This window comes from Nioella sediminis, assembly GCF_001879695.1.
GTDB lineage: Bacteria > Pseudomonadota > Alphaproteobacteria > Rhodobacterales > Rhodobacteraceae > Nioella > Nioella sediminis.
This window is the reverse complement of record NZ_MNBL01000069.1, coordinates 17,268-35,773: the sequence shown is the minus strand read 5'-3', so window position 1 is coordinate 35,773 and position 18,506 is coordinate 17,268. Positions and strand designations below refer to the sequence as shown.

General features: G+C 66.0%; 21 protein-coding genes. 12 read left to right on the top strand and 9 right to left on the bottom strand.

Features of this window, described 5'->3' with window-relative positions; genetic code table 11:
- The first annotated feature begins 108 nt into the window (after positions 1 to 108).
- A complete protein-coding gene (locus BKY26_RS09540; RefSeq protein ID WP_071690165.1) occupies positions 109 to 1,155 on the top strand; it encodes an alkane 1-monooxygenase in 1,047 nt (348 codons plus the stop codon).
- A gap of 98 nt (positions 1,156 to 1,253) precedes the next feature.
- Here the strand turns inward: BKY26_RS09540 and xseA are convergent, their stop codons facing one another.
- Both xseA and BKY26_RS09530 read right to left on the bottom strand, forming a co-directional pair.
- Entirely contained in the window at positions 1,254 to 2,804 is a 1,551-nt protein-coding gene (xseA, locus tag BKY26_RS09535) for an exodeoxyribonuclease VII large subunit (protein ID WP_071690164.1), read from the bottom strand.
- 37 nt (positions 2,805 to 2,841) lie between these two features.
- Complete coding sequence (locus BKY26_RS09530; protein WP_071690163.1) at positions 2,842 to 3,459, bottom strand: glycine-rich domain-containing protein; 618 nt, start codon at positions 3,457 to 3,459, stop codon at positions 2,842 to 2,844.
- A gap of 79 nt (positions 3,460 to 3,538) precedes the next feature.
- Between BKY26_RS09530 and purD the strand changes: the two genes are divergently transcribed.
- Positions 3,539 to 4,807 carry a phosphoribosylamine--glycine ligase gene (purD, locus tag BKY26_RS09525; protein ID WP_071690162.1) on the top strand — a complete coding sequence of 423 codons (1,269 nt, stop codon included), beginning with the start codon at positions 3,539 to 3,541 and terminating at the stop codon, positions 4,805 to 4,807.
- 313 nt (positions 4,808 to 5,120) lie between these two features.
- Here purD and BKY26_RS09520 read toward each other — a convergent pair whose 3' ends face one another.
- The gene (locus BKY26_RS09520; RefSeq protein ID WP_083431390.1) at positions 5,121 to 5,906 is read right to left on the bottom strand and encodes an FG-GAP repeat domain-containing protein; all 786 of its coding nucleotides are present in this window, start codon (positions 5,904 to 5,906) and stop codon (positions 5,121 to 5,123) included.
- Entirely contained in the window at positions 5,906 to 6,226 is a 321-nt protein-coding gene (locus BKY26_RS09515; protein WP_071690161.1) for a 2Fe-2S iron-sulfur cluster-binding protein, read from the bottom strand. The genes BKY26_RS09520 and BKY26_RS09515 overlap by 1 nt, the downstream gene beginning before the upstream one ends.
- Before the next feature lie 135 nt (positions 6,227 to 6,361).
- On the opposite strand from BKY26_RS09515, the gene BKY26_RS09510 reads away from it, so the two are divergent.
- The 5 genes from BKY26_RS09510 to BKY26_RS09490 all read left to right on the top strand — a co-directional run bounded on the left by BKY26_RS09510 (position 6,362) and on the right by BKY26_RS09490 (position 10,137).
- A complete protein-coding gene (locus tag BKY26_RS09510) occupies positions 6,362 to 6,730 on the top strand; it encodes an OB-fold nucleic acid binding domain-containing protein (RefSeq protein WP_245764441.1) in 369 nt (122 codons plus the stop codon).
- A 78-nt stretch (positions 6,731 to 6,808) separates the two neighbouring features.
- Positions 6,809 to 7,357 carry a peptidoglycan-binding domain-containing protein gene (locus tag BKY26_RS09505; protein ID WP_071690159.1) on the top strand — a complete coding sequence of 183 codons (549 nt, stop codon included), beginning with the start codon at positions 6,809 to 6,811 and terminating at the stop codon, positions 7,355 to 7,357.
- A 59-nt stretch (positions 7,358 to 7,416) separates the two neighbouring features.
- The gene (locus BKY26_RS09500) at positions 7,417 to 8,082 is read left to right on the top strand and encodes a TetR/AcrR family transcriptional regulator (RefSeq protein WP_158514322.1); all 666 of its coding nucleotides are present in this window, start codon (positions 7,417 to 7,419) and stop codon (positions 8,080 to 8,082) included.
- Positions 8,079 to 9,374 (top strand): phenylacetate--CoA ligase family protein, encoded by a 1,296-nt coding sequence (locus tag BKY26_RS09495; RefSeq protein WP_071690157.1) that lies wholly within the window; start codon positions 8,079 to 8,081, stop codon positions 9,372 to 9,374. The genes BKY26_RS09500 and BKY26_RS09495 overlap by 4 nt, the downstream gene beginning before the upstream one ends.
- 1 nt (position 9,375) lies before the next feature.
- On the top strand, positions 9,376 to 10,137 hold the full coding sequence (locus tag BKY26_RS09490) for an enoyl-CoA hydratase/isomerase family protein (RefSeq protein WP_071690156.1): 762 nt from the start codon (positions 9,376 to 9,378) through the stop codon (positions 10,135 to 10,137).
- Here BKY26_RS09490 and BKY26_RS09485 read toward each other — a convergent pair.
- Positions 10,134 to 10,610: an MAPEG family protein gene (locus BKY26_RS09485; protein WP_071690155.1), complete on the bottom strand. Its 477-nt coding sequence runs from the start codon at positions 10,608 to 10,610 to the stop codon at positions 10,134 to 10,136. The genes BKY26_RS09490 and BKY26_RS09485 overlap by 4 nt on opposite strands.
- A gap of 87 nt (positions 10,611 to 10,697) precedes the next feature.
- On the opposite strand from BKY26_RS09485, the gene BKY26_RS09480 reads away from it, so the two are divergent.
- Positions 10,698 to 11,279, top strand: coding sequence for a TetR/AcrR family transcriptional regulator (locus BKY26_RS09480; RefSeq protein ID WP_071690154.1), 582 nt, complete (start codon positions 10,698 to 10,700; stop codon positions 11,277 to 11,279).
- A gap of 21 nt (positions 11,280 to 11,300) precedes the next feature.
- Here the strand turns inward: BKY26_RS09480 and BKY26_RS09475 are convergent, their stop codons facing one another.
- From BKY26_RS09475 to dksA, 4 genes are all read right to left on the bottom strand, one after another.
- Positions 11,301 to 11,690: a nuclear transport factor 2 family protein gene (locus BKY26_RS09475; RefSeq protein ID WP_071690153.1), complete on the bottom strand. Its 390-nt coding sequence runs from the start codon at positions 11,688 to 11,690 to the stop codon at positions 11,301 to 11,303.
- A gap of 141 nt (positions 11,691 to 11,831) precedes the next feature.
- Positions 11,832 to 13,259: a Do family serine endopeptidase gene (locus BKY26_RS09470; RefSeq protein WP_227434975.1), complete on the bottom strand. Its 1,428-nt coding sequence runs from the start codon at positions 13,257 to 13,259 to the stop codon at positions 11,832 to 11,834.
- 377 nt (positions 13,260 to 13,636) lie between these two features.
- On the bottom strand, positions 13,637 to 14,809 hold the full coding sequence (locus BKY26_RS09465) for an FAD-dependent monooxygenase (protein ID WP_071690151.1): 1,173 nt from the start codon (positions 14,807 to 14,809) through the stop codon (positions 13,637 to 13,639).
- 103 nt (positions 14,810 to 14,912) lie between these two features.
- Positions 14,913 to 15,335 carry an RNA polymerase-binding protein DksA gene (gene dksA / locus BKY26_RS09460; RefSeq protein WP_071690150.1) on the bottom strand — a complete coding sequence of 141 codons (423 nt, stop codon included), beginning with the start codon at positions 15,333 to 15,335 and terminating at the stop codon, positions 14,913 to 14,915.
- Between the two features lie 183 nt (positions 15,336 to 15,518).
- Between dksA and BKY26_RS09455 the strand changes: the two genes are divergently transcribed.
- The 4 genes from BKY26_RS09455 to BKY26_RS20230 all read left to right on the top strand — a co-directional run bounded on the left by BKY26_RS09455 (position 15,519) and on the right by BKY26_RS20230 (position 18,498).
- Positions 15,519 to 16,361, top strand: coding sequence for an AAA family ATPase (locus BKY26_RS09455; RefSeq protein ID WP_071690149.1), 843 nt, complete (start codon positions 15,519 to 15,521; stop codon positions 16,359 to 16,361).
- Between the two features lie 119 nt (positions 16,362 to 16,480).
- Positions 16,481 to 16,936 carry a GNAT family N-acetyltransferase gene (locus BKY26_RS09450; protein ID WP_071690148.1) on the top strand — a complete coding sequence of 152 codons (456 nt, stop codon included), beginning with the start codon at positions 16,481 to 16,483 and terminating at the stop codon, positions 16,934 to 16,936.
- A 4-nt stretch (positions 16,937 to 16,940) separates the two neighbouring features.
- A complete protein-coding gene (locus BKY26_RS09445) occupies positions 16,941 to 18,320 on the top strand; it encodes a DUF2927 domain-containing protein (RefSeq protein ID WP_071690176.1) in 1,380 nt (459 codons plus the stop codon).
- 10 nt (positions 18,321 to 18,330) lie between these two features.
- The gene (locus tag BKY26_RS20230; protein ID WP_158514321.1) at positions 18,331 to 18,498 is read left to right on the top strand and encodes a hypothetical protein; all 168 of its coding nucleotides are present in this window, start codon (positions 18,331 to 18,333) and stop codon (positions 18,496 to 18,498) included.
- Positions 18,499 to 18,506 lie beyond the last annotated feature (8 nt).

The window sequence follows — 18,506 nt, the reverse complement described above, 5'->3', positions numbered from 1 at the left end:
CCTGATCTCAACCTGCACGCGGCACACTGGGCGCGGCAAGAGGCGCATTGCCTTCCGACGCCCGCTTGACCATTGGTAATCTTGGTAAACCAGTCACGAGGACCCCGAATGCCGATCTGGCGCTACGCCATGGCCACGCTTCCCCCGCTTGCGCTGTTGCTGGCGGGCGCGCTTTGGGGCGGATGGTGGGCGGCGCTGGCGCTTTTGTGGTTGACGCTGATTGCGGCGGGGCTGGACCAGCTTCTGACCCCGCCACGACAGACAACTCGGCATTCGGACGCTGCCGATCCCCTTTCCGTGGTTCTTGCCGTCGGACACCTGTCCCTGCTGGTGCTTGCCACCCGCGCCTTCGGCGACCCCACGCGCAGCACGGGCGAGACCATCACGCTACTGCTGGCCAGTGGTTCATTCCTGGGCCAGATCAGCCACCCAAACGCCCATGAGCTCATTCACCGCGCCCCCCGCGCCCTGCGGCGGCTCGGGGCCACGGTCTATGTGTCGATGCTGTTCGGCCACCATGTCTCGGCGCACCGGCTGGTGCATCACGCCCATGTGGGCACGCCCGAGGATCCCAATACCCCGCGCCCCGGCGAAAGCTTCTGGGCCTTCCTGCCGCGCGCCTGGATTGGATCGTTCCGCGCGGGTCTTGCCGCCGAACGCCGTCGGGATGCACGCAGGCGCGGGGTGAACCCGTATGTCTGGTACGTCTCGGGATCGGTGTTCACCACGGCGCTTGCCCTATGGATCGGTGGTCTGGCCGGGCTGGCGGACTTCCTTGCCCTCGCAGCCCTCGCCCATCTGCAAAGCCTGCTGTCGGACTATATCCAGCACTACGGCCTGTCCCGCCGCCGGCTGCCCGATGGCAGATGGGAACCGGTCGCGCCCCATCACAGCTGGAACGCGCCGCAGGGCTTTACCTCCTATCTGATGGTCAATGCCCCGGCCCATTCCGACCATCACATGCATCCCGACACGCCCTATGATGCGCTGACCGTGCCCGGTGGCGCGCCGGTCCTGCCCTGGTCGATGCCGATCATGGCGATGCTGGCAACCACGCCCCGACACTGGCGCCGGATCATGGACAAGCGCGCCGCCCGAGCGATGGAGCACGCCGCCCCTCTCAACCCGCGCCCGGCGAACGACCCACAGACCTGACCTGGCAACCTGTCCGTGGCAACACGGCCTGACGAAGGCCCCAGAGGGGCCTGAGGAGGGGCGTTCCCCGGGCGATGCCGAAGGCAGCGCAATCCCGGTCAGAACAGGCTCCCCTGCTCCGGCTCATCCTTGCCGCCGCCGCGCTTGCCACGCGCGGGCCCGCTTTCGGTCATCACGCCGAGCCTGCCATCAGAGAATTCCACCTCCAGCCGCGCATGGCCCTTCGCGGCCTCGCGCGTCGTGACCACCCCGGCCCCGGCCCGCAGCACCGCATAGCCGCGTTTCAGCGTCTCGGTATAGCCTAGCGTCTGGCGCAGCCGTTCCAGCGCCGCCAGACGCTCCTGCCGCTGCGCCACACCCTGCGCTGCCACGCGGGCAAACCGGGCGGAAAGCTCGTCGAACCTTTGCCGGTCGCGGGCCGTGCGGTCCGCCAACCGCTCCGGCGACATCCGCGCCGCCAGCCGGTCCAGGGCCTCGCGCCGCTGCCGCACCCCTGCCCCGAGCCGCGCGGGCGACAGCCCCGCCTCCGCCCGTCCCAGCACCACCCGCCGCGCCGCCACCCCACGCTCCAGCGCCGGGGTCAGCCGTGCGGACTGTGCCTCGAACCGCATCCGCTTTTCACGGGTCAGCGCCCTCAGCGCCGGATCGAGCCCTGCGCCCAGATAATCGAGCCGCTGCCGTGCCGCGTCGAGCAGCGTCTCGGGTCGTGGCAATCCGCGCGCCAGATCGCCAAGCCGCTGCCGCCTAAGCGCCACGGCCTGCGCAGCGCCTCTCGTCAGCCGTGCCCCCTGATCGCCGACCCAGTTCAGCAGGTCGAGCCGCACAGGCACCGCTATTTCCGCCGCCGCCGTCGGCGTCGGCGCGCGTCGGTCGGAGGCGTAGTCGATCAGCGTCGTGTCGGTTTCGTGACCGACGGCAGAAATCAGCGGGATCGCGCTCTCCGCTGCCGCCCGCACCACCGCTTCCTCGTTGAAGCCCCACAGATCCTCCAGCGAGCCACCACCGCGCGCCACGATCAACAGATCGGGCCGTGGCAGACGCCCCACCGGAAAGGCGTTGAACCCCCGGATCGCGGCCGCCACTTCCGGCGCGCATTTCGCGCCCTGCACGGCCACGGGCCAGATCAGCACCTTGCGCGGAAACCGGTCGCGCAAACGGTGCAGGATATCGCGGATCACCGCGCCGGAAGGTGACGTCACGACCCCGATCACCTCTGGCAGGAAGGGCAGCTTCTGCTTGCGCTCCTCGGCAAAGAGACCCTCCGCCGCCAGCGCCGCCTTACGCTTTTCCAGCATCGCCATCAGCGCGCCCATGCCGGCCGGCCGGATATCCTCGATCACCAGCTGGTATTTGGATTGCCCCGGAAACGTGGTGAGCCGTCCGGTGGCGATGACCTCCATCCCCTCCTCGGGCTGCGTGGCCAGCCGCGCCGAGACGCCCTTCCAGATGACGCTGGCCAGAACGCTGCGGTCATCCTTGAGATCCAGATAGATATGCCCCGACCGGGGCCGCGACAGCCGCCCGACCTCGCCGCGCACCCGCACATGGGCGAAACTGCCCTCGATGGTGCGTTTGACCGCCCCCGAGATCTCGGAAACCGTGAATTCCGGCGCATTGCCCGGGGTGTCATCTTCCAGCAAATCAGTCATGGCGCGACACTAGCGGCCCCGGCGCGGGCACACCAGATCAATCCCCGCCTCCACCGCCATCTCCCCCATCACCGCCCCCGCCATCGAAGCCGATGTCGTTGGGGGGAAGATACCACCAGTGATCGCCCGCCTCCACGCTGCCGCGATTGCCGAGCCAGAGGATCAGAACGGCCAGCGCAGCCCCGGCGACCATCGGCAGGACGGACACCGCGGCCAGAGACCCCGCCGCGCCCGCCACCACGGCACCGCCCGCGATGCCAAACCGCAGCCTTCGGTTCGGGTCGGGCCAGATCCGCGCCGGAGCGGTCTCGCCAAACTCCCGCGCATAGGCCTTCAACGTCAGCTCCATGTCCCGGCCGCTGCGTCGGGGAAAGGGACCATCGGGCAAATGCCAGTCCCGCCCGAGCGCCTCGCCACAGAACCGGGCATAGGCGGCGCGGTCTTCCCCATGCAACCGCCAGACCTGTTCCACCGGTTTCGACGGCACCCGGCGCGCGGTTTTGACACGCGCGACCAGGTAGGCCAAGCGCCGGTATTCGGCAACCGCCGCCTCGGCCCGGTCGCGGGGCCATCCGGTGCGTGCCACAAGCAGTTCGACGAAGCCCTCCGGCATTGGATGGGCCTCGATCCGTTCCCAAAGCGCCTGATCCTTCATGCTGCGGCATCCCCTCTGCTTGTGCCCATGGCCGGGCTTGGGTATTCCCCGCCCAAACCTATCAGGCAGGGGGTGCCACGTGAATATTCTGATCCTTGGCAGCGGCGGGCGGGAACATGCGCTGGCCTGGGCGGTTCTGCAGAACCCCAAATGCGACAAGCTGATCGTGGCCCCCGGAAATGGCGGCATCAGCCAGATCGCAGATTGCGCCGCCATTGACCCCGAGGATGCAAGCGCGGTTCTGGACCTGTGCGCCGAGGAAGCGGTGGATTTCGTCATCATCGGCCCGGAAGCGCCGCTCGCGGCAGGCGTGGCAGACGCGCTGCGCGAGGCGGGGATCCTGACCTTCGGACCATCCAAGGCGGCGGCGGCGCTGGAGGCCTCCAAGGCGTTTACCAAGGAAATCTGCGACGCCTCCGGCGCGCCGACGGCAGCCTATGCACGGTTCACCGAGGCCGGACCGGCAAAGGACTATATCCGCGCGCAGGGCGCGCCTATCGTGGTCAAGGCCGACGGGCTGGCCGCGGGCAAAGGCGTGATCGTGGCGATGACCGAGGACGAGGCGCTGGCCGCCATCGATGACATGTTCAGCGGCAGCTTCGGCGCGGCAGGCGCGGAGGTTGTGATCGAGGAGTTCCTTGAGGGCGAGGAAGCCTCGTTCTTCGTGCTCTCGGATGGCAAGACGGTGCTGCCCGTGGGCACTGCGCAGGATCACAAGCGGGTGGGCGATGGCGATACCGGACCCAATACCGGCGGCATGGGTGCCTATAGTCCGGCACCGGTCATGTCGGCTTCCATCGTACTGAAAACGATGGAAGACATCATCAAGCCGTCAATGGCGGAAATGGAGCGGCGGGGGATGCCGTTCCAGGGCGTGCTGTTCGCAGGGTTGATGATCAAGGACGGGCAGCCGAAGCTTATCGAATACAACGTGCGCTTTGGCGATCCCGAATGTCAGTGCCTGATGCTGCGCCTTGGCGCGCAGGCGCTGGACCTGATGCTGGCGGCCTCCGAGGGGCGGCTGGACGAGATGGCCGTCAACTGGGCCGACGACCATGCGATGACCGTGGTGATGGCCGCAGAAGGCTATCCCGGAAGCTATGAGAAAGGCAGTGTGATCCGAGGGCTGGAGGCGCTTCCCGAAACCAGTTTCGAGATGTGTTTCCATGCCGGAACCAGGCGGGAAGCCGGGGTCGTGACCGCTGTTGGCGGCCGGGTTCTGGCACTGACGGCACGCGGCGAGAGCCTGCAAGAGGCGCGCGACAGGGCCTATGCGCTGGTCGAGCGCGTCGACTGGCCCGAAGGGTTCAACCGCGCCGATATCGGATGGCGGGCGCTTTCAGACTAAGGGATGTCTCCATGGCTTCGCCACGCCGACCCGCGCGCCCGCAAGCGGGCCGTTGTCGCGTTTTGAGCCTGTCGCCATGTGTACACCCCCCGTACACCCCCCATACACCCCCTGTACGGACGAAAGCGCGGTTTCGCCGCCTGCCGGCGTCGACCCGGAAGCGCCCCGTCTCACCCCCCCGCTGACGCGGGGAGCTTCGACATGCCGCGTTGCCACGGAATTGTGGCGAGCGCAGGAGACCATCCCCGGCGTAAGGTGACGTGGCACGGGCAGGATGCCTCCGGCGGAGGTATTTGTTGCCAAGATGAAAGGGTCAGGAGCAGGTCAGCGCCGCGTCGAGCGCCTGTGGTGACCAGGGGCCGAGATCGCGGGCGGTGAGGCCCTGGCCGTTGAAGCGGGTGGCGATGAGGCGGGTCCAGTTGGTGTCTGCGGTCAGGATTTCCGGGCCGCCATCGCACGCGCGGATGCCGGAGGATATGTGGCCCTCGCCGATGCGGTGATTGGTGAGACCGGTTGCCGCCGCCACTTCGGTGAGGGTTCCATCCGCGTAGCGCCAGACGCGCAGGGTGCGGGCCAGATGCGGGCGGTCGATATAGGCGATCTCCATCGCACCGTCGCCATCGAGATCGGCGGCGCCGACGATGGCCAGCCAGCGATTGCTGCGGCCGATATAGGGGCTGGTGGCCGCGAGGGTCAGGTCCGTGCCGGTCCAGCGGTAGACGGCAAGCTGCGCGCCCTGGCGCAGATGGCTACGGGCGACGATGACCTCATTGGTGCCGTCACCGTCGAGATCGGCAAGATGCGGGGCCACATCCTCGAAGACATGATTGGCATCGAGCGTCAGTGCATGGCCGCAGAGCCCCTGGTTGCCGATGGCATCCACCCACAGCGTTTCAGGCTCATGACGTCGCCCCAGCACGAAATGGCGATAGCGCGTGACCGGGTCATCGAACCAGGCGCGCGCGATGGCGCCTTGCGTCGTGCCGTCAACGGTCACGCTGCCGGGATAGGCCATGGTGCTGGCGGGATCGACCGTGCAGGCCCCTGCCCCGCCAGCCCAAAGCAGAAGGGCCAGCCCATATGCCAGCCCCCGGATCATCAGATCTGCTTTTCGGGCATCCGCACGATCAGCCCGTCGAGATCATCCGTCACCTTCAGCTGGCAGGTCAGGCGCGAATTCTCATCGGGTTCATAGGCAAACTCCAGCATGTCCTCCTCCATCGCATCCATGGCGGGCAGCCGGTCTTTCCAACTGGCATCCACATGCACGTGGCAGGTGGAGCAGGCGCAGGCGCCACCGCAATCGGCCTCGATGCCGGGGATATTGTTGTCGCGCGCGCCTTCCATCACGGTCAGCCCGTTGGGAACATCGACGACATGCTCGGTGCCGCCGAACTCGATATAGGTGATCTTAGCCATGGTCAGCCTGTCCTCATTCACTTGTCGGGCCATTACGTAGCGATCCCATCCCGGCTTTGCCAGTCTGAATGCGTCACTTTTACGAGGGGAATCCGTCAGCTTGCCCCGACGCGCAAATGTTCTATGTTTGTTCCTATGGAGCCCAATATCCGCCCCCCTGACTGGCCACGCCCGCCCGTGGCCCTGCCGCATGCCTGGCTGACCCGGCCGCCGTCCGATGCCCGCGTGACGGTGGCGGGGCTGGTCTTGATCCGCCAGCGGCCCGGCACCGCGAACGGGGTGATCTTCCTGACGCTGGAGGATGAGACCGGCACCTGCAACGTCGTGGTCTGGCGCAAGATCTATGAGCGGTTCCGCCGCGCGGTGATCTCGGGCCGGCTGTTGCGGGTCACCGGACGGGTGCAGCACGGGCATGGGGTGGTCAATGTGATCGCCGAGGAGGTGGAGGATATATCGCCCATGCTGGATGCGCTGTTGGAGCGGCCCGAGATGCGCGACGCCTGAGCGCTTTGCCTGCGCGCCAAAACCCTGTATCCTGACGCGAACAAGGCCCGAAACGGGGCCAGCAGAACAGGCAATTCGATGAAACCGACCTTTCCCTTGATCGCGGGCGTCCTGAGCCTTGCCGCCTGCGGACCGATGCCGGGGGCCGAAGTGGCCCGCCTGCTGGAACGCGACGGCACCATCGTGACGCGGGGCGAAGGGCCGGAGGATGCCCGCCCGGATGCCTGTTACGCGCAGGATGTAACGCCCGCCGTGATCGAGACGGTGACCGAACAGGTGATCGTCCAGCCGCCGGAGATTGCGACCGACGGCACCGTGCGGGCGCCCGCCATCTTCCGCACGGATACCCGCCAGCGCATCGTGCAGGAACGGCAGGAGATCTGGTTCGAAACCCCGTGTGAGGCGCAAACCAACCCCGACTTCATCGCCACGCTGCAACGGGCGCTGGCTGCACGGGGGCATTACAGCGGGCCGGTGACAGGCGTGATGGACCGGCGCACCGAACGGGCGATCCGGGAATTCCAGGAACCGCAGGGGCTGAATTCGGGGGTTCTGTCGCTTGCAGGCGCGCGGCTGTTGGGGCTGGCGGTCTGGGATCCGGTGGCGGCGGAACGGCCTGAAATCTAGGCCACCCAAGATAGGTGAAATCGCTTGACTCATTTTTGATTATGACATCAATTTCAGAAATGAACCAGACAGCCCCCACCCTCGACAAGCCGTCCGGCAGCACCAACTTCGGTGATGCCCTGATCCGTGACACCCGGTCCGCCCCAAAGGCGGACCGCACCCGCGCTAGGCTGCAATCCGCGATTTGCGTGCTTCTGGACGACACCGCGCCCGCCGATCTGAAAGTGGCCGACATCGCCCGCGCGGCGGGCAGCGCCCATGGCACGTTCTACACCTATTTCCCCGATATCCGGGCCGCCCTGGCCGAGACGCTGATCGGCTTCGTGGGCTTCCTTCAGGCCCGGATGCGCGATGCGGCGCGCGATGGTGCAACCCCGCAGGACCGGGCGCGGCAGGCGACAGCGGCCTATGTCCAGCTGTTCGAGGACAACCGGGGCCTCATGCGTTGCCTTGTGACGCGGATGGAGCCCTTCCCCGAGGCCAGCGTGGCCTTCGAGCGGTTGAACCGCGAATGGACCGAGACCGTGGTCGCCGCATGGGTCCGCCGCAGCGACACCCCACGAGATGAGCTGCTGCGCCGCGCCCATGCGCTTGGCGGGATGGTCGATCAATACCTGATCATGCTGCATTTCGGATCGGACCCCGATCTGGCCCGCATCAGCCGGGACCGGGCAGCTGTGATTGAGACCCTTTCCCATATCTGGCAACAAGGAATGAGCGGATGAGCCTGATCGACGGGGCCGAATTCCAACCGGCAGAGGCATTGCTGCCTGCACAGCAGGAGGCGTGGGCCGCGCAGCGCGCCCATGTGGCGGAGAATTCCGCCTTCTACAGAGCGCTATGGCAGGGGGCCGCGCCGCCCGCCGACCTGCGCGACCTGTCCGCCCTGCCCCTGTCAGACAAGGCCGGGCTGCGCTTGTCACAGGCCGCGCACCCGCCCTTCGGCGACTACCTCGCCGCGCCGCGCAGCGCCGCCAATCGGCTGCACCGGACATCGGGCACCACTGGGCAGGCAATGAACCTTGCCATGTCGGCGCGCGATTCTTCCATCACTGGCACCGTGGGCGGGCGCTGCCAGTCCTCTGCCGGGCTGACGCCCGATCACACCGTTGTGCATTGCCTGAACTACCAGATGTGGATGGGCGGCGTGACCGATCACATGACGCTGGAGGCGACGGGCGCTTTGGTCGTGCCCTTCGGCGTGGGATCAACCGACCTGCTGATCCGCACCATCCAGGAGGTCGGCATCAACGCGATTTCCTGCACGCCCTCCTACCCCGCCGTTCTGGAACGGGTGCTGGAGGGGATGGGAATGCGTCCGCGCGACCTTCGGCTGAAGCTGGGGCTTTTCGGTGGCGAACCGGGGCTGGATGATCCGGCGTTGCGCGACCGCATCCGCGAGACATGGGGGATGGAGCCGCGCAACGCCAATTATGGCGTGTCAGACGTGTTTTCCAATTTTGCCGCGCAATGCGAACATGACACGCGGCTGCACTACATGGCGGCCGATGTGCTGTGGCCCGAACTCATCGACCCCGAGACCGAGGAACCGCTGGCCATCGCGGCGGGCGTCGAGGGCGAGTTGGTGCTGACCCATCTGGCCCGCGACTGCCAGCCGCTGGTGCGCTTCCGCACCGGCGACATCATCGCCATCGACGCGACTGACCCTTGCACCTGCGGCCGCTGCGGCTTCCGCTTCCGCGTGGTGGGACGCAGCGATGACATGGTGGTGGTGCGGGGGCTGAACCTTTTCCCCACCATGGTCGCGGCGGTGCTGAGCGGGATCGGCGAGCTGTCCGGCGACTACCGCATCGTGCTGGACGCCCCGCCGCCCTATGACGCCCTGCCGATCACGGTGGAACTGGCGAAGGGGCGGGAAGCGAGCGACGCGCTGCGGGCCGAGGTCGAGGCTGCCATGAAGCGCAACCTCGGGGCCACGGCGCGGGTCACGCTGGTGCCCCATGGCACCTTCCCGGTGACCGAGGGCAAGACCAAACGCGTGCTGAGGGAGTATTGAGATGATGGGTTTCACCTATGACACGGTGCGGAGTGATCTTGTAGAAGATGGCGTCCGGCGGATTGCCCTCAATCGTCCCGAGCGGCTGAACGCCATGAACCCCGCGCTGATCCGTGACGTGGCCCGCGCCTTCGACGATGCCAATGCCTGCCCTTTGACGCGGGCCATCATCTTCACCGGAGAGGGCCGCGCCTTCTGCGCGGGCGATGACAGGCAGGACCACAGCCACCCCGAAAGCGAGGCCGAGGCACGGGCGCTTGTCGAACTGATCCAGGCTGCAACACGGGCGATTTGCCTTGGGCCAAAACCCGTGGTGGGCGCGATCAACGGATGGGCCGTGGGCGGCGGGTTTGAGTGGGCGATCAACTGCGATTTCCCGATCTGGGGGGAAAGCGCGAAGGGGTTCTTCCCCGAGGTCTCGCTCAACCTCTTCGTCACCGGGGCGGTCACGACGCTGCTGCCTAATCTGGTGGGACTGAACAAGGCGCGCGAGATGCTGTTCTTCGGCGAGCGGTACGGCGCGGCGGAGTTGCGCGATTTGGGCGTCGCCTGGCGCGTGGTGGCCGATGCGGCGCTTGCGGGTGAGGCGTTGAGCGTCGCGCGCAAGCTTGCCGCGCTGCCCGTCCTGTCCACGCGGGCCATGAAACGCGTGCTCTACGCCGCCGCCGTGCCCGACTTGCACCGGGCGCTGGCGCTGGAAACCGAGGCGACGGTGGCGGGGTTCCTCGACCCCGAAACCACGCGACTGCTTAAGGATTTCTAAGTCAGCGCCACCCACAGCACCTGAACACCCATCCAGATCACGATGAGCGATCCGATGGTGTAGAAGGTGGCCCGGATTTCATGGGATTGCGCGGTGGCATAGGCCCAGAAATGCCCCGCTCGGGCGGCGAGGAAGCCATAGAAAAGCACCTGCGCCAATGCCAAAGCGGGGTCGATCAGGACGAACAGAAACCCCGCCACCCAGAAGGCGGGGATGTTTTCGAGGTCGTTCCTGTGCATCCGGCGCGAGCGGTCGACATAGTCGTCAAGATCCAGCTGGCCCGGGTCCGGCGCAGGGTTCAGCAGGCCCTTCGCCGCATCCTCGGGGCTGGCAAGGCCCCGGCCGGTGGTCTGAAACCGCCAAACCGTCATCCAGCCCTGCCCCATCACCTTCAGCACCGTCACGGCAGCGGCAATCACATAGGCGGTGAAGACCGGGTTATCCCAGGTCAGAAGCTGCTGAATGCTGGTCATCTTCGGTAATCTCCCTGTCCTGGCTTGACGTGCCGCGTGGCGTCCCTCAGTTTACCTACCAATGGTAAGTTTGCAAGCAAGGCGCCAATGACCCGTTCCCGAACCGGCGACCAGATCCTGGAGATTGCCCGCGACCTGCTGGCCGAGGGCGGGCTTGGGGCGGTCTCGTTCGACTCGATTGCGGCGCGGCTCGGGCGATCAAAACAGGCGGTGCTCTACTGGTATCCGACCAAGCCGGATCTGCTGGCGGCCCTGTTTCTGCCATGGCTGGAGGAGGAAGCCGCGCTGGCCGAGAGCGCGCTGCGGGATGCGACGGACGCGACCGACGCGATTGCCCGGTTCGTGCGGGCCGTTGCGGGGTTTCACCTGTCCGACCTGACCCGGTTCCGCGCGATGTACCTGCTGCCCCAGACCCTGACGCGCGGCACAGAGGAGACGCGCGACCGGGCGGTTCTGGACAAGGTCCACGCGATCACGGACCGGCTTTATACCGCGCTGGCCGCCCATCTTGGCCCCGATGCCACAACCGCCCGCCAACAGGCTTTCGCCGTGCATTCGGCGGTGCTTGGGCTGGCCCTGATATCAGGGCTGGCCGAGGGGCTGGATGACCCGCTCAAACACCGGCAAAACGTGCTTGTTGACTCGTTGGTCGCCCGACTGACCCCCTAGAATGCATTTCGGAAGCGCGCCCTATCCCGCTGCTTGCCGGGCATAGTCATCCGCATCGAACCAACCCCGCGACGCCGCGACTTTCAGATCGTCGGTCAGCTCCCACTCTTCCCAGCCTCTCACGTGCAGAGCATTTCCCGTCCCTGCATCATGGCCGGTAAAGCTCCAGACAAAAATCGCGTGGTTTCCAGACACGCGCAGATCATCACAGGTCAGGGTCAGGTCCGGCACATCCGCGTAAAAGCCAGCCGCCATATCCTGCACCCGCGACCGCCCGGTCCAGGGATCGCCGCGATTGATGATGATCTCCCCATCTTCCGCGTAGAATGACGCCACCGCCTCTGCCGATTTGGAATTCCAGGCCGCCGTGTATTGCGCAGCCATCTCGGCCACAGCCTTTGGATCAATCATCGTCTCACTCCCCACTGGTAGACTATCAACCTATGGTGGCATGCGCGATGCCATCTGTCCAACTGCAAAGCCATCCACAAGAAAAGCCCCGCCGGATGCATTCCGACGGGGCCTGCCCTGGCATGACACAGGGTCTTTCGCTTACTTGTCGATCGGCAGCGCCACGAAACGCGGGGTGCCGTCGCGGCGGATGAGCAGCAGGATCGAGTTCTGCCCTGCTTCGTCGGCCTCATCCACGCGGGCCTGGAAACCAGCCACGTCGCTGACCGGTTGCTGGCCCACCTCGGTGATCACGTCACCGGGTTCCAGCCCACGCTCCGCGGCCTCGGACTCCGGGTCCACCGCTTCGACCAGCAGGCCATCCTGAACGCCATTTGCCTCGCGGGCCTCGTCGGTCAGGGGGGCCAGCGTCAGGCCGAGGATCTCGGACGATGGCATCACTTCGGCACCGGGCGCATCCGGGAAAGCCTCGGATTCGGCGGTTTCCCGGCGGCCAAGCGTCACCAGCAGCGTCTGCGTCGCGCCATCGCGATAGACCACGACGCGCACGGTTTCACCGACGCCAGAGGCACCGACCACACGCACCAACTCGCGGGTGTCATCCACTTCGACGCCGTCGAAGGTGGTGATGACGTCACCCACTTCCATCCCGGCTGCGCGCGCGGGGCCTTCGGGCACATCCGTGACCAGCGCACCGGTCACAACGTCCAGCCCCAGGCCTTCTGCGATTTCTGCCGTGACGTCCTGAATGCGGACGCCAAGCCAGCCCCGGCGGGTTTCCCCGAATTCCTGCAACTGGTTCACGACTCCGGCCACGACATTCGACGCCATCGAGAAGCCGATCCCGATCGAGCCGCCATTGGGGCTGAGGATCGCGGTGTTAACGCCCACGACCTCACCGGCCATGTTAAAGAGCGGCCCGCCCGAGTTCCCCCGGTTGATCGCCGCATCGGTCTGGATGAAGTCGTCATAGGTGCCGGACAGCGCCCGTTCCCGCGCCGACACGATGCCGACGGAGACAGAGAAGCCCTGGCCAAGCGGGTTGCCCACGGCCATCACCCAATCGCCCACGCGCATCACGTCGCTGTCGCCGAAGGGCACGAAGGTCAGCGGGGTTTCGGGTTCGACCTTCAGCACCGCGATATCGGTGTTGGGGTCGGTGCCAATGACGGTGGCGGGCAGTTCGCTGCCATCGCGGAATTCCACCATGATCTCGTCCGCGCCTTCGATCACGTGGTTGTTGGTTACGATGAAGCCATCCTCGGAGATCACGAAGCCCGAGCCAAGCGCATTGGGGCGACGCGGCGCAGGGCCATTGGGCATGCCGGGCATCTGGCGATCGAGGAAGTCATTGAAGAAATCCTCCAGCGGCGACCCGGGGGGCACCTGCGGCCCCGGACCGGTGCCGGACGCGACAAGGCTGGTGGTGGTGATGTTGACCACCGCGTCGCCCACTTCGTCGACCAGATCGGCAAAGCTGGACGGACCCGCCACCTGGGCGCGGCCCGGCAGCGTGGACGAGGCAATGGCGGCCAGCGCCATGGCAATGATCAGTAGAAGGGTCGTCATGGGAAGTGCCGCGGAACGGCTTTGCGGTAGGGCCCGCGCGACGGCCTGGCGATGTGTGGTTTGCATGGTCACTCTCGATTTCCTCCGGTCAAACCAGTTTAGGCTGTCCCTGCCCTCTGATGACAGAAGATATTTGCCCGAAGCCGGAGTCAATCAACCAATGCCTCTGTATTTCCGGTCACATGGGCGTGAACTCGCGCAAATGGGAACAGATTTCGCGCCGAAGTCAGTGATTTACCTCTTCCCCCCCTATTGTGGTCTTTGGGCGGATGCGGCCGCGGCTGACAGGCCCTGCACGAACTGCGCAGACCGAAACCGCCGAGTCGCAGCGTCGGAATAGGCACAAGTGCCAAGATGAAGGCCGGGGGGGGGTGGCGTCAGCGCCGGGCGGTGACGTCGTGGCCGTAGAGCCAGTCGAAGCGGTTCGCCGCCAGTTTCGGGGCCAGCCGCGCGCCCAGTCTGAGCGCCAGATGGGCAGCGGCCCGATAGGGGCCCGGGCGCAGATGGTAGTTCTCGGCATTGCGCGATGCGGCATCGACGATCCGCGCACAGCGGGCCTTGCGCAGCGCCTGGTAGCGGGTGAAGGCGGTGGCGATACCGTCTTCCTGATCCAGCGCATCGGCCAGCACCCAGGCATCTTCCAGCGCCATGTTGGCCCCCTGCGCAAGGAAGGGCAGCGTCGGGTGGGCAGCATCGCCAAGCAGCGCCAGACGCCCCTGCCCCCAGGTCTTGGCCACCGGGTGGCGAAAGAGTCCCCAAAGATAGACCTGATCGGCGCGGAACAGCAGATCGCGGATCTCGGGCGCGAAATCGGCGAAGGCGGCGCGCAGGATCTCGGGGCGGTCCTTGTGGTTCCAGCCCTCGGCGGCCCATCCATCGCGTTCCTCGACCGCGACAACGTTCATCAGCTCGCCCCCGCGCAGAGGGTAGGTCACGATATGGCGGCCCGGCCCCATATGAACGGTGGCCTCTGGCGGCGTATCGGCCGCGTCGAGCGGGATCGTGCAACGCCAGGCGACCTGGCCGGTGAAGAAAGGCCGCGTCGCGGGGTTGAGCGCGGCACGGGCCTGCGACTGCAGCCCGTCGGCGCCGATGACCAGTGGCAGGCTCTCCTCTGCCCCGCCCGCGAAACGCAGGGTGGTGGCGCTGTCATCCGTGGTGACGGCTTCGACCTTGCGGCCAAGCTCCACCGCCACGCCGGCCTCGGTTGCAGCGTGACGCAGGATCTCGATCAGGTCAGCCCGATGGGTCAGGTGATAGGGCTGGTCGTCGCGGTCGAGCTCCATGCGGAAGACGGGGTCGCCCCGGCGGAAATCACGCAGGAGGACGGCGCGGGCGCGCGGGGCGGCGGCGGCAAGCGCATCTCCCAGCCCAAGCGCCTTCATCACCACGGCGCCATTGGGGCTGACTTGCAGTCCGGCACCAACTTCGCGGATCGCATCGGCCTGTTCCAGCACCCGCACCTGCGCGCCGCGCTGCGCCAGAGCCGTCGCCACGGCAAGCCCGCCGATGCCTGCCCCCAGAACCGTGATCTCCTGCCCGATCAGCATGAACTGCCCTTTCCAAGAAAAACACCGGGGCGATGCGGCCCCGGTGCTGGCGGCCCCAAAGGGCCGATCCATGACCGTCGCGCCCGAATGGGCGCGGCAGGTTTCAGTCGTCGCGATGGACCTTTTCGCGCCGCTCGTGGCGTTCCTGGGCCTCAAGGCTCAGGGTCGCAATCGGGCGGGCATCCAGACGCTTGAGCGAGATCGGTTCCCCGGTCTCTTCGCAATAGCCGTATTCACCCTCGTCGATCCGGCGCAGGGCCGAGTCGATCTTGGCAATCAGCTTGCGCTGACGATCGCGCGTGCGCAGTTCCAGCGCGCGGTCGGTCTCCTCGGATGCGCGGTCGGCCACGTCGGGAATGTTGCGGGTATCGTCCTGCAACACGGCAACGGTGCCACGGCTTTCGTCCAGCAGCTCGTTTTTCCAGGTCAGCAATTTGCGGCGGAAATATTCGAGCTGTCGCTCATTCATGAAGGGCTCGCCCTCGGCGGGACGATAATCTTCAGGCAGAAAGACTTCGGCTTTCATTGTGCTCCCCTAAAAGGGACCGGGGCGGGCGTGTCCGACTCACATGGGGCAAACCCCCCGGTCGCATTGCCGCCCGATTACTAGAACGCGCCCCCCTTGTCACCCCATGTAATGCCCGCTTGCCGCCCCGGAAGGGCGTGTTATGGTCGCGCCCGCATCCGGGCAAGCTATTGAGGCGTTTCAATGAAATTCGACGGAACGGCCACCTATGTGGCAACCGAAGACCTGACCGTAGCCGTGAACGCGGCGGTGACGCTGGAGCGTCCTTTGCTGGTAAAGGGCGAGCCCGGAACGGGAAAAACCGAATTGGCACGGCAGGTTGCGGGTGCGCTTGGCCTGCCGATCATCGAATGGCACGTGAAATCCACGACCCGCGCGCAGCAGGGCCTGTACGAATATGACGCCGTCAGCCGCTTGCGCGATTCTCAACTGGGGGATGAGCGTGTTCACGATGTTGCGAACTATATCCGCAAGGGCAAGCTGTGGCAGGCCTTTGAAACGGAAGGCAAATGCGTTCTGCTGATCGACGAGATCGACAAGGCCGATATCGAGTTCCCGAACGACCTTTTGCAGGAACTCGACCGGATGGAATTCTTCGTCTACGAAACCGGCGAAACGATCCGCGCGAAGACCCGCCCCATCGTCATCATCACCTCGAACAACGAAAAGGAACTGCCCGACGCGTTTCTGCGGCGCTGTTTCTTCCACTATATCCGCTTCCCAGATCTGGACACGCTGAAACAGATCGTCGAGGTCCACCACCCCGGCATCAAGCCGCGCCTGCTGACCGAGGCGCTGACCCAGTTCTATGAAATTCGCGAGCAGCAGGGGTTGAAGAAAAAGCCCTCGACCTCTGAAGTTCTGGACTGGCTCAAGCTGCTGCTGGCCGAGGATCTGGACCCGGAGGATCTGAAGCGTGACGGGGCCAGTGCGCTGCCGAAACTGCACGGCGCGCTATTGAAGAATGAACAGGATGTGGCGCTGTTTGAACGGCTGGCCTTCATGGCAAGGCAGCAGCGGCGCTGATCCCGCGTCCGGGGATTGCCCGCAGCTTTCCCCGACTTCGCTTGCACCGCTCCCGATTTGTGCCACAATCGACCCCTAGCTCTGGTAAAAACAAAGAGACCGAAAAAGAGGCGTCGAGGGTGAGCACAAACCTGAAGATCCGCATGATCCAGAAAGAGGATCGTGCCCACTGGGCCCCGCTATGGCGGGACTACCTGGCCTTCTACAAGACCGAGCTTCCCGACAGCACCTACGACGCGACCTTTGCGCGCTATTCGGACCCCGCTGTAACCGATATGCGTGGCTGGATCGCTTGGTTGGGTGAGACACCTGTGGGCGTCGTCCATGCCATCGCCCATGCCCATGGCTGGCGGCCTGAACCGGTGACCTATCTGCAGGACCTGTTCACCACCCCTACTGCACGCGGACAGGGCGTGGCGCGGGCGCTGATCGAGACGGTCTATGCGGATGCGGATGCCGAAGGACGCCCCGCTGTCTACTGGCTGACGCAAAGCGGCAATAGCACGGCCCGCGCGCTTTATGACAAGATCGCAACGGCGACCGATTTCATGGTCTATCGGCGCGCGACGGGGTGAGATGATGTTCAAGAAAAGCGCTCTCCTCCTGTCCGCCGCCATCGTCCTCGCCGCCTGTGAACCGGGTGGCCTGTCGGATGTGCCGGGTCGGCTGGAAACCACGATCCCCAATGCCCTGCCGCCCATGTCGATGTTCGGCACGCCCAACCCCACACCGCCGACGCGATCGAACGCCGCGATTGCGCGCGATTTCCTCGATCTGAGTTTCCAGATGGAAAGCGGGCGGCTGATCCCGGTCCTGTCCCGCTTTGAAGGCCCGGTAACCGTGGCCGTCGCCCCTGGCGCCCCGCCCACCCTGTCGCGCGATCTGGACCGGCTGATTCAAAGACTGCGCAGCGAAGCGCGGATCGACATTTCCCGCGTGCCTCATGGCAACACCGCCGCCTCGATCACCATCGAGACCCTGCCGCGCGCCCGGATGCAGCGCGCCGTGCCGCAGGCTGCCTGTTTCGTGGTGCCGCGCGTGTCGTCATGGGATGAATTCCGCGCTGCGCGAGGCAATTCCCGCACGCTGGACTGGACGACGCTGACCACCCGCGAACATGCCACGGTCTTCATCCCCAACGATGTCAGCCCGCAAGAGGTGCGCGATTGCCTGCACGAGGAAATCGGTCAGGCGCTTGGTCCCTTGAACGATCTCTACCGGCTGCCGGACTCGATCTTCAACGACGACAATTTCAACGCGGTCCTGACCGGCTTCGACATGCTGATCCTGCGGGCCTATTACGACGGGTCGCTGCGGTCCGGCATGACGCGGGAAGAGGTCGCAGCACGCCTGCCCGCGATCCTGTCGCGGCTCAATCCCGCAGGCAACAGTGCCACGGCAATCGCCCCCCGCCCCATCGATCGGGACTGGATCCTGGCCATCGAAGAGGCACTTGGCGGACGGCAGCCGGTCCCCACCCGCATCGCCGCCGCGCAACGCGCCGTGGCCATCGCCACCAACCACGGCTGGACCGACACGCGGCTTGGCTTTTCCTATTTCGCGCTAGGGCGGCTGGCCCTGTCACGCGATGCCAACACGTCTGTCACGGCCTTCATCGCTGCGGGAAACAATTTCCGCAGCATCGACCCCGACAGCATCCAGACCGCGCATGTGAACATGCAGCTTGCCGCCTTTGCCCTGTCGGCGGGCGACGGGGCGCGGGCGCTGACGCTGGTCAACGAGGCCCTGCCCGCCGCCACGCGGGCCGAGAATGCCTCGCTTCTGGCCACCCTTTTGATGATCAAGGCCGAAGCGCTGGAGATCGAGGGCCGCATGTCGGAAGCGGCATCGGTGCGCCTCGACTCGCTTGGATGGGCGCGCTATGGCTTCGGGCGGGATCAGGATGTGCGCGCCCGGCTGACCGAGGTCGCCGCCCTGTCCCCGCAGAACCGAATCTGAGGAGAGCGACTTGGTAAATCTTCTGGGGCTCGTCATCGGGGCCGCGCTTGGCGCATTCCTGGCCTGGCGGCGCAAGGGCGACCGCATGGACATCCTGCATTACGCGGGCGTGCTTGGCCTGATCGGACTGATCGTCGGCACCTTCGTGGGTGTCTTCCTGCTGCGCGGCGGAAGCTGACGGGGGCG